The sequence below is a fragment of the Nostoc sp. LEGE 06077 genome, from assembly GCF_015207705.1.
Classification (GTDB): Bacteria; Cyanobacteriota; Cyanobacteriia; order Cyanobacteriales; family Nostocaceae; genus Nostoc_B.
Genome location: NZ_JADEWI010000097.1, coordinates 1 through 13,058 on the forward strand (window position 1 = coordinate 1; position 13,058 = coordinate 13,058).

The following is a 13,058-nucleotide window of genomic DNA, read 5'->3' on the forward strand; positions in this document are numbered from 1 at the left end:
AGATATATGATATAAAACAACTCTCTTAAATAAGATGCAGCAAGTTCTGGCGATATTAGCATAGTTTGTGTTTAAGTTGAAGCTGTCTTCTCAGAATGTTTAAGAGATGCGACCGAGCAAGGAAGTTTCGCATCAATAGGTAGTAAGAAGCGCCATTTATCTGAGTTTTCGGTAAATCAGAAAATCTGATTCTTACTTTTTGATTATTGAATCTTTAGTTTATATAACCATTCAAATCAAGGTCACAATGGCTTTTGATGAGGTATACCAACTGCACGGGGAAATTGAGGCGGTGTGGTGGCTATCTTTCGCAAATATAAACAGTGACGAATGCTATTAGTTAGGGGAGTCGTGAATTGTTCTATTGCTGCAATTTCGCCACCTAACTGTTTCACAGCATTTTGCAAAGCTGTGGTTTCTTCTTCTGTCCAAGTACCTCGGTAAATTACGGCTAAACCACCTTTTTTAATTAATGGTAGGCTGTACTCTGCACATTCGGAAGCTGTACCGACGGCACGGATAAGGGCAAGATCATAGGTTTGGCGGTGCTGGGTTTGTTGACCGATTTCTTCAACTCTGCCAACGAGAGTTTTGCAATTACTGAGTTCTAGTGTAGTTAATACTTTATCGATAAAAGCAATTTTTTTGCGGGTGGAATCTAGCAGAGTAACTGTGCTGTTGGGTGCAATCATTCCTACGGGAACGCCGGGAAAACCTGCACCTGTACCAATATCAATGACTGATGCACCTGTTTGGAGAGATGCAATGAATTGGTTATTTAGCACAATTCCCCGCAAGGAATCCCAGAGATGCTTTTCCCAAAATTCGTGGGGTGCGGTGATCCGAGTTAAGTTTAATTGGCTGTTCCCTTCCAGAATCAATTCATAAAGTTGCTGGAATTGTGCCTGTTGCTGTGTAGTTGGTTGCCAATTGAGGGTTTGCTGCCAAATTTCTGCCATTTCTGGCAGCAAGGGAGTTGTGGAATTAGTCATTAGTCACTTGTACTGAGCGTTCGCGCAGCGTCTCCGACAGGAGACGCTGAAGTATTGGTCAATTGTCAAAAGCCAGAAGACTCAAAAATGAAATTTCATACTTCATACTTCATACTTCACACTTCTGAAGTCACACTGCTGGTAGGGGTTCTTTCACTTTACTACTAAGTGTTGCTGGATCAACTGATTGCAGTTCACCATGATTGAGTGTCCAACAACGGTCGGCGATCGCTAACATATCGCCAGCATCATGTGTGACTACTAACAATGTCCAGTCTTGTTTGAGTTTCGCCAATAAATTGACTAGTTGCTGGCGCATTGACCAATCTAAACCGGCTGTAGGTTCGTCTAATAACAATACATTGGGTTGACGAATCAATTGCACTGCTAAAGCTAAACGTCGTTGCTGTCCGCCACTTAAAGCATAAGGCGCAGCAGACAGCGATAAATGCTCTAATCCCACTTCAGTAAGTGCTTGCTTAACTCGTTCTGATCCTAACTCTGGGTGTCCTAAGCGCAATTCTTCTAAAATTGTCCCGCCGCAAAAGTGCCGTTCGGGAAACTGAAACACTATCCCAGCCAATTGTTGTAGCTGTTCGGCGATGAGTTCTTGTTCTCGCCAAAACACTCCGCCGGAAGTTGGTTCAGCTAATCCAGACAAAATTTCGAGTAAGGTGCTTTTTCCAGAACCACTAGGGCCGATAATTAAACCTAACTGCTGAGGTGGTAATTCTAGGTTAATTGACTTGAGTATTGCGGTTGGGCAAGCTGTGGGATGATAAATCAAATTTCTGAGATAGAGCATTTGTTAAAATTACCAAAAATTGGCGAATGACTCACTAACTAAGGTTAACTACACCAAGTACAACCGGAGAATTCGGAACCGATTTATGCCATGTTACTTGCTTTAAGCATAATCTCACAGCCAGACTATCTCTCCATTTTGGCAGAAGAACCCTGGATTCAGAACTAGTACAGGTCGGCGGAAATAAACAGACTATCTGAAATGGCTAAAAAGCTTGTGGTATCACTATTCTTTCTTTTTACTTTTGACTCTTGCGAGTTCGCCAGTTGCTTTATGCCGGGAAACCCGTCCACCGCACTGCCTCACTTTTTACTTTTGCCTTGTTGTACTAGAACAATCATGGGAACTTGCAAAAATCAGCCAAGTCAACCTGTAGAGAATGTATTGACTGAAATAGAACTCAATTGAGATGAAAAATTTTTGGCATTCTAGATAACATATAAAGCTATTTCAACCGCAATTATTCTGAGGGTGCTAATGAATAAATTATTTCCCGCTTCACAAATAGTAGTGACTAAATTAACTAAGTTTGCTCAGGTAAGTTTTACAGCAGCGATCGCCCTGAATCTCTGGGTGACTCCCTCCTTAGCTGGTGACCCCTTTGGCCGCAACGAACCACATCAAATTGGCGATCATACAGAGGCAGCTTTTAAAGCTATTTTCCAACAAGGTAATTATCCCCAGGCCGAACGTCATCTCAAAGAAGCATTAGAAAAAGAGCCAAATGAACCACTAGCTTATGCAATGCAAGCATCTTTGGCATATATAAATGGAGATTTAACCAATTTAAATAAATACAGCCAGCAAACTTTAGCTGCTGGACAAAAATTAATTGCTAATGACCCATTGCGTGGTTATTTATACACTGCTGTTGGGCATTTTTTTGAAGGGGCTATAGTTGTGACGCGTGAAGGTGCGGCTAAAGGTGCGACTCAAGCTTTAGGTCGATTACGGCAAGTTTACGAGTATTTAGATAAAGCAGAAGCGATTTCTCCTAAAGATCCAGAACTGAATTTACTCAAAGGCTACATGGATTTGATGCTATCTGTGAACCTGCCTTTTGCCAATCCTGATGAAGCGATTGGGCGGTTAGAGACAAGTGCTGCACCTAGATATTTGGCAGATCGAGGCATTGCAATTGGCTACCGAGATTTGAAACAATATACTCAAGCTTTAGATTATGCTAATCAAGCGATTAAAGGCGCACCAGAAAACCCAGAGTTGTATTATCTCAAAGCCCAAGTTCTCAAAGAACAAGGTAGAAGAGAAAAAAGTCAGCCGTTGCTGAGAGAAGCGATCGCTAATTTTGACAAAGCCTTAACCAAAAAATCGCAACTACCCGCTAGTTTAGTTAAACAAATTGAGCGAGAACGCAAGAGTGCTGTTAACCAGCTAAATAATTTGGGTGGTTAATTTAGGGGCTATGAGTTAGGGATTAGGTATTAAAAAATTACAGTATCCAATCCTTTCCCTATAACCTCTAGTCTCTAGCCCCCTCTTTGATATGCTTATTTTGAGTAAAAGTAATTGAGTTATTTGAATGCACATTCATTTTCGAGAAATTAATCCGTTTGATGTCTGGATTTGGTTGGGTTTTAGTACCATACCTTCGCAAAGAGAAAAAGAGTATATAGAAGAAGTTTTTAATTCCTGGTTTTACTTGGGTAAATTAGGTGCGTTTAATGCTGAAAATTTGCAAGTCCAGGACACAGGACTGGAAATCAGCTATCTGGATTATGACTCACAAGGTTATGACAAAAGTTTGTTAGCGCTGATGCACAACATGGGTGAGATTGAATATGAAGGACAATGGGCGCGTTGTTGGTTTGACTTGGGAACTAGTGATGCGATCGCTTTAGATATTTTAATCAACGCCCTCACCCAGCTAAGTGAGGAATATGTCACTATTGAACAATTGTATATTGGCGGTGAAAATGAGGATTGGCCTGTCGAGGATAGCGAAAGCCGTTCTTACTCCACATACGATAATTAGTAACAAGAATGAGTAAATCAGGGGAAATTCGGGTTATAGTTTTAGGATTAATTCGGGGTGGTGAACGAATTTTTGTTTCTGAAGGCTATGACCCAGCAAAGCAGGCTCATTTTTATCGCGCCTTGGGTGGTGGTGTTGACTTTGGTGAAACCAGTCACGCAGCTTTACAGCGAGAATTTCAAGAAGAAATTCAAGCGGAGTTAACTAATATTTGCTATTTGGGTTGTATTGAAAATTTATTTATATATAACAATCGGCAAGGGCATGAAATAATTCAACTTTATCAATGCGATTTTGCTGATTCCAAGTTTTATCAAATAGACAGTTTAATGTTCTCTGAATCAGGAACCCATCATCATCGGGCATTGTGGATAGATATTGCCCGCTTTAAATCTGGCGAACTAAAGTTAGTCCCCGAAGAATTTTTTAATTATTTATAGTGTGTAATTAAGCTTGAATATTTAGATGCGATCGCTCAAAATTATCAGTCAATATATGACACAATAAATTACAGCTATATTTCTGAATAGAAAACCTCTATCAGAAGTAAGAATTTGCTTTTTAAGTGAATAATTTTTTAATGAGACAGGCGACCCAGAATGTCTTACATGAACAGGTATAATTTGTGTGAATACTCATAAAGAAAACTGTTAATTTCTACCAAAAAATGAGTAAACATTAGTCCCCAAAAAAACTTAGCATTATTTAAGTCAGTCCTCACCAGCGATCATTATGAGTTATTATATTGCACCTCGATTTTTAGATAAAATTGCTGTCCACATCACCAAAAACTTCTTAAATCTTCCTGGTATCAGAGTACCGTTGATTTTAGGGATTCATGGACGCAAAGGTGAAGGAAAAACCTTTCAATGTGAGTTAGCTTTTGAAAAAATGGGTGTGGAAGTCACACTCATTTCTGGTGGTGAATTAGAAAGTCCAGATGCGGGAGATCCCGCACGGTTGATTCGGCTACGCTATCGGGAAACAGCAGAACAAGTCAAAGTACGCGGTAGAATGTGCGTGCTGATGATTAACGATTTAGATGCAGGTGCAGGACGCTTTGATGAAGGCACTCAATATACTGTAAACACACAGTTGGTCAATGCCACACTGATGAATATTGCCGATAATCCCACAGATGTGCAATTACCGGGAAGTTATGACTCAAATCCGATACGACGCGTCCCAATTATCGTAACTGGTAATGATTTTTCTACTTTATATGCACCGTTAATTCGAGACGGACGGATGGAAAAATTTTATTGGGAACCTAACCGTGATGAAAAAGTAGGAATTGTCGGCGGGATTTTTGCCGAAGATGGACTTGCACAACGGGAAGTTGAACAGTTTGTTGATACATTCCCCAATCAATCAATAGACTTTTTTAGTGCTATACGTTCCCGAATTTATGACGAACAAATCCGCAAATTTATCCATGAAATAGGTTTTGAACACATATCCTTGCGTGTGGTAAATAGTGTGGAAGGGCCACCAGAATTTAAAAAGCCAAATTTCAATTTGTCTCATTTAATTGAATCTGGTCACTTTATGGTGGGTGAACAAAAACGGGTGGAAAATTCTCAGTTGGTGGATGAATATAATCGCTTAAATCGAGGTAGAGGTTATCAAGTAGCACCATCAAAGGTAGAAACACCAATTGGTAAGCCATCAACTAATGGATATCGTCAACAGGAACCATCAAACACTCATGTATCTCTAGAGACACAAGAACAAATTCGGCAAATCTTGTCTCAAGGCCACAAAGTTACTTTTGAACACGTCGATGAACGTCGTTTCCGCACAGGTGCTTGGCAGAGTTGCGGTACCATTCACATTGATGCTGAGTCTGATGCTATCTCAACGTTAGAATCACATCTTGCGGAATATAGTGGTGAGTATGTGCGTTTAGTAGGAATTGATCCGAAGGCTAAACGAAGAGTTGTCGAAACAATTATTCAACGACCAAATGATAAAAATTAGCAATTCATAGATGAATTGTCAAAGGCGATCGCATTTGTGTTGGTGGTGCGATCGCTTTTATTTTTGAGAACTATACTGAGAAATATGTCTAAATAGTTAAATGGATTGATTTACAGGCAGTTTTCAGACATAATTTTTGACTATGCGCTCCTTACTCTTGCAAAATTTGAGGCTGATTATCAAATATGCGTCAAGCTCAAAAGTTTACAGTGACTGCTAAAAATACCCCAAACAAAGTGTTTAGAAAAAATTGAATAACAGACTTATTTTGTGTAAAAACATATTAAATCGGGGAAATTTTTCCTATTATTAGTTCTCGTTTTTATTTTTGGTGTGGGTGCTTCAATATGTTATTGAAATTAAAAGCGAATTCCCAGCGATTACAAGTGCAGCATTACTGGGAATTGCTACAAGTATTGGTAGCAAGGAATTTAAATGTCCGTTACCGAGGCTCGTTTTTAGGAGTGTATTGGTCACTGCTCAATCCACTAATGATGACAGGAGCATATACCGCAATTTTTGGCACTGCCTTCGCTTCTTATTATGGCAATTCTATTTTCAACTATATACTGGCAGTATTCACAGGATTAGTAGTAATTAACTTCTTTTCAGCATCTACAGGACAAGCCTTATTGAGTGTGGTAAACAATGGAATGTTGTTGAACAAAATTAGTTTACCAATGAGTGTTTTTCCTGTATCAATGGTTGTAGCTAATGTCTTTCAATTTGCAGTCGGAGTATTCCCATTACTAGCATTAATGACATTAATTAATTCTAGAAGTTTAGTCAATGTAATAGCGTTGCTGTTACCCATACTAGCGATGATTCTTGTATGTATTGGAATTAGCCTACTAGTGAGTGCTTTATTTGTATTTTTTAGAGATTTACCTTACTTCTATGAATTAGTTGTTTTTCTACTTTGGTTGAGTAGCCCCATATTCTATCCAGTAGAAATTGTGCCAGCGACAGTAAAAACATTTTTGGTACTAAATCCTTTGTTCCCAGTGATTGAAAGTATTCGTCAAATTTCTTTATCAGGAGCATTACCAGAAGTTCAACTGATTGTACAATCTCTTTTGAGTGGGATTATTTTTCTGGCTCTGGGAATAACTTGCTTTCGCTGGTTACAAACTTCATTCATGGATTTGCTATAGATGGAAGTCATTCGTCTGAATCAAGTTTCTCTGTGGCGACGGACGCAAGAAGAGTTTTCTTATGACTTGAAGAAAACCATCTTGTCTTTTTTAGAAAGAAAATATCGTCACCCTGCTAAGAAGTTGGTGCTAGATCAAATTGATTTAGTGGTTAAATCGGGTGAGAAAATAGGAATTGTTGGGGCAAATGGTGCAGGTAAATCTACTCTTTTGAAGGTAATTTGTGGAATTTTGCAGCCCAAGCAGGGAGTTGTACGAGTCAGAGGGAGAATAGCACCATTAATTGAGTTGGGTGCAGGGTTTGATCCAGAAATTTCTGTGATGGCTAACATTATCTTTTATGGAGTAATGTTGGGATTTTCCCGACAAGAAATGATGAAGAGAGCAGCAGCAATCTTAGATTTTGCAGAATTACAAGAGTATACCTTAGTACCAGTCAAAGTATTGTCATCAGGTATGGTAGCACGATTAGGTTTTGCGATCGCCACCGAGGTGCAACCAGATATTTTGATTCTTGATGAAGTGCTATCTGTCGGGGATGAGAGTTTTAAAAATAAGTGCAAGCAACGAATTGAAAAGTTTTGGTCTGCGGATACCACTGTTTTGCTAGTTTCTCATGATTTGGGTTTTATCAGACAGTCGTGTGAATGGGTAATTTGGTTGGATAAGGGAAAAGTGAAACTAATAGGAGATGCTAACCAAGTCGTTGAAGCATACCTCACAACTACAAATAATTCCTGAACTATCAACCTCGCTCTCTCAAATTGAGCATTTCTCAAACAGAGAAAAGATAAATTTTAATAAATAGCTTATATATAGGAATCCAACTTGATTATTGAAATTACTTGTGTAGATAGGGAACAGGGAACAGGGAATAGAACAAGAAATAACAGAGGTATACTTAGTTTTTTCTCCAAATCAAATATGATTCCTATATATCAACCAAATTTATGAGTAAATATCCGTATAAAGTTGCTTTTTTTTCTCCAGACTTAGAACAGGTAGTACATCGAGGCATTGCAATTTATACAAAAATGCTTTTGAAATGCACTAACAATATTGGATATAAAAACTACTTAATTACAGGAGCAAAATGTACAAAAGATTATCCTTTAGCGCAACAAATTATTATTGAGAAGCATTTAGAAAATCCATCTAGCTATCATTCTACATCTAATTTAATGGCTTATTGGCTTAAAAATCAACTTAGTCTTTCGCCTTTAGTAAAAATAGAGCGTGAGCGAACTACAGAAACTAGCGATCGCCTGAAATTCTTGTATAATCTGAAGGGATTTTTAAATCAAAAATTAATTTACCAGTTAGCACAAAATGTTCAACCAAGACTTCTGGAAAACCCTTATAAACTCAATATTAATCACAAATTTAATCTAATATTTTGTACCTCTCCTTCTAATATCCGCGTTCCACACCCAATTAAACTTGTCCAAACTCTTCATGATATTATTCCTATTACGCGAAATGATCACCCTGATAATACATTTATTTTTTATCGTCGAGTTCAGAATATGTTGCGTCACTCAGATCTGATTCTTAGCGTTTCTGAAACCTCACGTCGAGATATATTATCGCTTTTTCCCGAATATGAACAAAAGATAATAACAGTTTATGAACCACTAACTGATCTGCCTTTGTTAGCTCTTAAACAAATTGATGAATCTCTGGTTTTGAAAAAATATCATATCCAACGGCAAAAATACTTATTATTTGTCAGTTCTTTGGAAAAACGCAAAAATGTTTTTCGGCTAATTGAAGCTTATTTAACAATACAAGAACAAGTCGGTTTACCTTTGATAATTATTGGAGAAAAAGATGTAGGTAATCCCGAAATCCTCCCATTACTAAATTCACTAAACAGTGAAAATAAAATTAGGTATTTAGGCTATATTTCTCATGTAGAAAAGTTTATCTTATTAAAAAATGCTCTGGCTTTTATTTTTCCCTCACTTTATGAAGGTTTTGGCCTACCACCTTTAGAAGCAATGCAAGTAGGATGTCCTGTTTTGACATCTCAAGCAGGTTCACTTTCAGAAGTTTGTGCTGATGCTGCATTGTATATAGAAGAGCCTCAGAGTACTTTAAGTATTGCTCAAGGAATCTTAAAAATAGTCAAAAACCAACCACTACGACAGGAGCTTAGTATGAAAGGATATATTAGAGCTAGTGAATTTAGCTTTGGCAAATATCAACAAAGGCTGAGTAAAATTCTCGAAAATTTGTTAGATAGATATTAAATCATCTAAAGTTTATCAAATAAGTAAGAGTCAATAAACAGAAAATTTATCAATAGTGAATAAAATATTTATAATTTTGCCTAATGAGAATTGTAGTCGCTAGAACGTGTACTCCATTTGTTTTTGGCGGTGCTGAAATCCTTGCGGAAGAATTAGTAAATGCCCTTCAAGCTGCTGGTCATTTAGTCGATACGATTTCTATTCCATTTACGGATCATTCACCGGAGAAGCTTCTAGACAATATGTTGGCTTGTCGATTATTAGAAGTGATCCGTCCGGGAAAAAAAGACCTCGATCGCTTGATAGCCCTTAATTTTCCTGCTTATTTAATTCCTCATCCAAATAAAGTCATTTGGCTAATTCATCAATATCGAGCAGCTTATGATCTGTGGGATACACCTCTAAGCAATTTGCAGTATGCGTCTAACAGTTTGCAGATTAGAGCCGCAGTTTATCGGGCTGACCAAAATGCATTCTTAGAAAGCCAACAAATTTATACAATTTCTCAGAAAGTTTCTCAAAGGTTAAGCATTTTTAATCACTTGGATTGTCCACATTTATATCATCCCCCACGAAATGCTGATCAGTTTTATTGCGATCTTCCTGGAGATTATATTTTTTTCCCCAGTAGAATTACACCAATTAAGCGTCAAGAGCTAATTATTCAGGCCTTGTCGTGGACAAAACAGCCTGTCAAGGTTCTGTTTGCTGGAACTGCTGATGTTGATGACTATATGAAAACCTTAGAAATCTTAGCTGAAAAATTGCAAGTTAGCGATCGCGCCATATTTCTCGGCAAAATTAGTGAGTCAGAAAAAATTCAGTATTACGCTCAGTGTAGAGGGGTTGTTTATCCTCCAGTAGATGAAGATTATGGTTATGTCACCCTAGAAGCAATGCTGTCTGCAAAACCGATTATTACCTGTGACGATTCAGGAGAACCTTTGGAATTTGTGTGTTCAGGAGAAACTGGTTGGGTAGTAGAAGCAACCCCGCAAGCACTGGCTGATGCAATGGATAAACTCTGGGCTAATGCTCATCAAGCAGCCCAAATGGGTCAGCAGGCTCGTGAAAAATATAAAAGTTTGAATATTGATTGGTCAACTATTGTAGAAAAGCTATTGAAATAAAAATGCCAACACAACTACCTACAATAAAACATGATTCATACCGTTTAAAAATTAACTGGTTTTCTCCTATACCGCCAGCACCCACAGGCATAGCAGATTACACAGCCAGACTGATGAAAGACCTCAGCGAGTTTGTAGAAGTAACAATTTGGACAGAACAAGAAGTTTACGAACCAGAGATTACTCGCTATGTGGTTGTCAGAACCTATGATTTTTCTTGCTTCCCTTGGTCTGAATTACATGAAGCTGACCTCAATATTTACAACATAGGAAATAATGCAGATTTTCATACGAATATCTGGCAAGTGAGTCAGCAATTTCCTGGATTAGTAGTGCTTCATGATGCCAAACTCCATCACTTATTTGGCGCAATATACAGAGACAAATGGAACGAGCCAAAAATTTATATCCAATTAATGTCTTATTACTATGGTGAGATAGGGAAAAAACTAGCTGAGAGCTTTTGGAATGGGCAAATCTCTACTGAGTGGATGTCTGAAAACTTTCCTCTGACAGAATTAGCGATCGCGGGATCTCTAGGAGTCATAGTCCATAATCCAGAAGTAGAGCATAATCTTCAGCAAAAATCCCAAATACCTGTTCATTATTTGCCACTTTGTTATAACTTTACATATTTACCTGGATCTGTTGCCCCTCGAACTCTTGAACCTCCATATAAATTAATCACTTTTGGGCATTTAAGTTTAAATAGACGTATAGATCAGGTTTTAAAAGCATTGCAAACTCTACCGCAACGCCAAGATTTCCATTGGGATATTTACGGTACTGTTTGGGATAAAAAATATTTACAAAAACAAATTTGCACACTAGGCTTACAGAATCAAGTTAGTGTTCACGGATTTGTGCCAAATAATGTTTTGCATGAAGCATTAAGCCAAGCTCATTTAGCGATTAACCTCCGCTATCCATCTATGGGAGAAGCATCCTTATCTCAGCTATGGATTTGGTATCACGCGTTGCCTAGCTTAGTAACAGACATAAGTTGGTATCACTATTTGCCATCAGATACCGTCGCTAAAGTGCGTCTAGAGTGTGAAGTTCAAGATATTCAGACTTATTTACAAAACTTTCACGCTAATCCCGATGCATTTACGGAAATGGGTTTAAGAGGAAAAGCATTGCTAGAAAAGCAGCATTTGCCATCAGCTTACGCAAAACAACTTGTGCCAATTATCTCCACTACCATGACTTTATCCTATCGGTTATCTTCTAACCCAATTGTCAGAAACTATTTTGCCAAAAAAGTTGGTGAAGAGTTTCCAGAAATCTCAGAAAATCTTTGGCTTGATTCCGCTTGTATCGGAATTACCCAGTCCATCCGCTTTATTACATCTTAAAATCTAAAGTATTTTTCTTAACCAACAACTAGTGCCATTCTGGATAATATGTCTCGGAATTGTTTGTTGAATTAAATTTTCTTGATTTTCTTTTAAATAAGAGAAGAAAAAAATGATTTCAAAGCAAGGATTAAATTCTAAAAAAGTTCGCAACATATAAATTTCATTCCAAGCTCTACCTTCACGTATCCATTCTTGACAGTATTCAAAAGGCCAAAAAATATCATGAAAATGAATAATTACACCTTTTTCGAGCCTAGGTAATATTTCAAAAAAAATTCTATTAACATCACTGTTTAATTTTGATACATGAGTTGAATCAATAAATAAAATATCATTTTCTTCAAGGTCTCTAAATAAGTTTAGGTCAACATCCTGCAATTTATTGGCAATGATATTATTACTTTGTTGCTCATCATAGCTAATCAGAGAATAAAGTAAATCTGGATAAGGTTCAAGGAATGTCAGTTCAATTTTGTTATTAAAAAAGTGCTGATTAGTATCTAAGATGGCACATGAAGAGAATCCTGAACCCACCACCATAATTTTGCTTGGCTTAAAATGGCAGATCATACTATAGAGAATTAATCCATCAGTATTTCCGTAAGCAGGGTTAGCAAAATAGTAGCGAAACTCATCTGTTTTCCATTCAGGAAACGGACATTCGGCAAAATACCGCTGTAATTCAGACAATAATTCAATCTGCTTTTGAGTATTCAACTCAACACCAGGTATAGAGGTAGAAATATCAGTTTCTCTAGCCGCCTCAAACTTGACAAAATTTTCTATATCTTCTAGAGATGGTACTGCGGAGAAAAAATGTCCAGGGTATACAAATTCATCAGATGCGACTGCTAATTGAAATTCTTCTGATTCAGCAAGTTGTAAAAGCAGAGATTCTCTTATTATTTCACCAGAATCAAGCTGACGTAAATAATTCAATTTACCTGATTCATCAGCAGTACGTCTCAATATTTTTTGATGGCAAAACTCCACAAACTCTTCATTATTCATCAAAGAGGTTCTCCTGTAAATATTTTTCTGCTCCTGTTCAGTCTGAGCTAAAGAATACTTTTTATTTTGATATTCTTGCGATTCAGCAATTTGAATAAGTACAGTTTCTCTGGTAGACAAACCAGAGTCAAGTGCATTGGTGTAATTTAACCTACCTGTTTCATCAGATGAACGCTCAAGAATTACTTTATAGCAAAGTTCGACAAACTCTTGGTTTGTCATCTCAGAGTAAACTAGTTTCTGTTTTTGCAAGAAAGTTCTTAAAAAAGAATTAGCTAAACGTTTCAGCATCATATATATCCTATTAGTGTGACTAAAGATATTTATAGTAATTTTATCAAATTGGAACTTTGTAATACTTTAAGTATATAGCTTTCCCA

At 37.4% G+C, this 13,058-nt stretch carries 12 protein-coding genes; 9 read left to right on the plus strand and 3 right to left on the minus strand.

Translation table 11 applies throughout. The features are described 5' to 3' along the window. Positions 1 to 242: 242 nt before the first annotated feature. Positions 243 to 992, minus strand: a complete 750-nt coding sequence (gene rsmG / locus IQ244_RS31150; protein WP_193900539.1) for a 16S rRNA (guanine(527)-N(7))-methyltransferase RsmG — start codon at positions 990 to 992, stop codon at positions 243 to 245. Positions 993 to 1,122: 130 nt separating this feature from the next. Continuing rightward, positions 1,123 to 1,797 carry an ABC transporter ATP-binding protein gene (locus IQ244_RS31155; protein WP_193900540.1) on the minus strand — a complete coding sequence of 225 codons (675 nt, stop codon included), beginning with the start codon at positions 1,795 to 1,797 and terminating at the stop codon, positions 1,123 to 1,125. Positions 1,798 to 2,274: 477 nt separating this feature from the next. Here IQ244_RS31155 and IQ244_RS31160 point away from each other — a divergent pair, with 477 nt between their 5' ends. The 9 genes from IQ244_RS31160 to IQ244_RS31200 all read left to right on the plus strand — a co-directional run bounded on the left by IQ244_RS31160 (position 2,275) and on the right by IQ244_RS31200 (position 11,664). Further along, entirely contained in the window at positions 2,275 to 3,210 is a 936-nt protein-coding gene (locus IQ244_RS31160) for a Sll0314/Alr1548 family TPR repeat-containing protein (RefSeq protein ID WP_193900541.1), read from the plus strand. Positions 3,211 to 3,337: 127 nt separating this feature from the next. Continuing rightward, positions 3,338 to 3,790: a DUF3531 family protein gene (locus tag IQ244_RS31165; protein ID WP_193900542.1), complete on the plus strand. Its 453-nt coding sequence runs from the start codon at positions 3,338 to 3,340 to the stop codon at positions 3,788 to 3,790. Between the two features lie 8 nt (positions 3,791 to 3,798). Beyond that, entirely contained in the window at positions 3,799 to 4,230 is a 432-nt protein-coding gene (locus tag IQ244_RS31170) for an NUDIX hydrolase (RefSeq protein WP_193900543.1), read from the plus strand. Positions 4,231 to 4,522: 292 nt separating this feature from the next. After that, the gene (locus IQ244_RS31175) at positions 4,523 to 5,770 is read left to right on the plus strand and encodes a ribulose bisphosphate carboxylase small subunit (protein WP_193900544.1); all 1,248 of its coding nucleotides are present in this window, start codon (positions 4,523 to 4,525) and stop codon (positions 5,768 to 5,770) included. 347 nt (positions 5,771 to 6,117) lie between these two features. Beyond that, positions 6,118 to 6,924, plus strand: a complete 807-nt coding sequence (locus IQ244_RS31180) for an ABC transporter permease (RefSeq protein ID WP_193900545.1) — start codon at positions 6,118 to 6,120, stop codon at positions 6,922 to 6,924. After that, the gene (locus tag IQ244_RS31185) at positions 6,925 to 7,665 is read left to right on the plus strand and encodes an ABC transporter ATP-binding protein (RefSeq protein WP_193900546.1); all 741 of its coding nucleotides are present in this window, start codon (positions 6,925 to 6,927) and stop codon (positions 7,663 to 7,665) included. It begins immediately after the preceding gene. Positions 7,666 to 7,874: 209 nt separating this feature from the next. Further along, entirely contained in the window at positions 7,875 to 9,176 is a 1,302-nt protein-coding gene (locus IQ244_RS31190; protein WP_193900547.1) for a glycosyltransferase family 4 protein, read from the plus strand. Positions 9,177 to 9,259: 83 nt separating this feature from the next. Continuing rightward, positions 9,260 to 10,306, plus strand: coding sequence for a glycosyltransferase family 4 protein (locus IQ244_RS31195; RefSeq protein WP_193900548.1), 1,047 nt, complete (start codon positions 9,260 to 9,262; stop codon positions 10,304 to 10,306). A 2-nt stretch (positions 10,307 to 10,308) separates the two neighbouring features. Further along, positions 10,309 to 11,664, plus strand: a complete 1,356-nt coding sequence (locus tag IQ244_RS31200; protein ID WP_193900549.1) for a glycosyltransferase — start codon at positions 10,309 to 10,311, stop codon at positions 11,662 to 11,664. 3 nt (positions 11,665 to 11,667) lie between these two features. Here the strand turns inward: IQ244_RS31200 and IQ244_RS31205 are convergent, their stop codons facing one another. Continuing rightward, on the minus strand, positions 11,668 to 12,972 hold the full coding sequence (locus tag IQ244_RS31205; RefSeq protein WP_193900550.1) for a DUF4214 domain-containing protein: 1,305 nt from the start codon (positions 12,970 to 12,972) through the stop codon (positions 11,668 to 11,670). Between the last annotated feature and the right edge of the window lie 86 nt (positions 12,973 to 13,058).

Bases quoted from the DNA above. Each gene is read 5' to 3' on its own strand.
- rsmG (WP_193900539.1), bottom strand. From the start codon at position 992: ATGACTAATTCCACAACTCCCTTGCTGCCAGAAATGGCAGAAATTTGG.
- IQ244_RS31155 (WP_193900540.1), bottom strand. From the start codon at position 1,797: ATGCTCTATCTCAGAAATTTGATTTATCATCCCACAGCTTGCCCAACC.
- IQ244_RS31160 (WP_193900541.1), top strand. From the start codon at position 2,275: ATGAATAAATTATTTCCCGCTTCACAAATAGTAGTGACTAAATTAACT.
- IQ244_RS31165 (WP_193900542.1), top strand. From the start codon at position 3,338: ATGCACATTCATTTTCGAGAAATTAATCCGTTTGATGTCTGGATTTGG.
- IQ244_RS31170 (WP_193900543.1), top strand. From the start codon at position 3,799: ATGAGTAAATCAGGGGAAATTCGGGTTATAGTTTTAGGATTAATTCGG.
- IQ244_RS31175 (WP_193900544.1), top strand. From the start codon at position 4,523: ATGAGTTATTATATTGCACCTCGATTTTTAGATAAAATTGCTGTCCAC.
- IQ244_RS31180 (WP_193900545.1), top strand. From the start codon at position 6,118: ATGTTATTGAAATTAAAAGCGAATTCCCAGCGATTACAAGTGCAGCAT.
- IQ244_RS31185 (WP_193900546.1), top strand. From the start codon at position 6,925: ATGGAAGTCATTCGTCTGAATCAAGTTTCTCTGTGGCGACGGACGCAA.
- IQ244_RS31190 (WP_193900547.1), top strand. From the start codon at position 7,875: ATGAGTAAATATCCGTATAAAGTTGCTTTTTTTTCTCCAGACTTAGAA.
- IQ244_RS31195 (WP_193900548.1), top strand. From the start codon at position 9,260: ATGAGAATTGTAGTCGCTAGAACGTGTACTCCATTTGTTTTTGGCGGT.
- IQ244_RS31200 (WP_193900549.1), top strand. From the start codon at position 10,309: ATGCCAACACAACTACCTACAATAAAACATGATTCATACCGTTTAAAA.
- IQ244_RS31205 (WP_193900550.1), bottom strand. From the start codon at position 12,972: ATGATGCTGAAACGTTTAGCTAATTCTTTTTTAAGAACTTTCTTGCAA.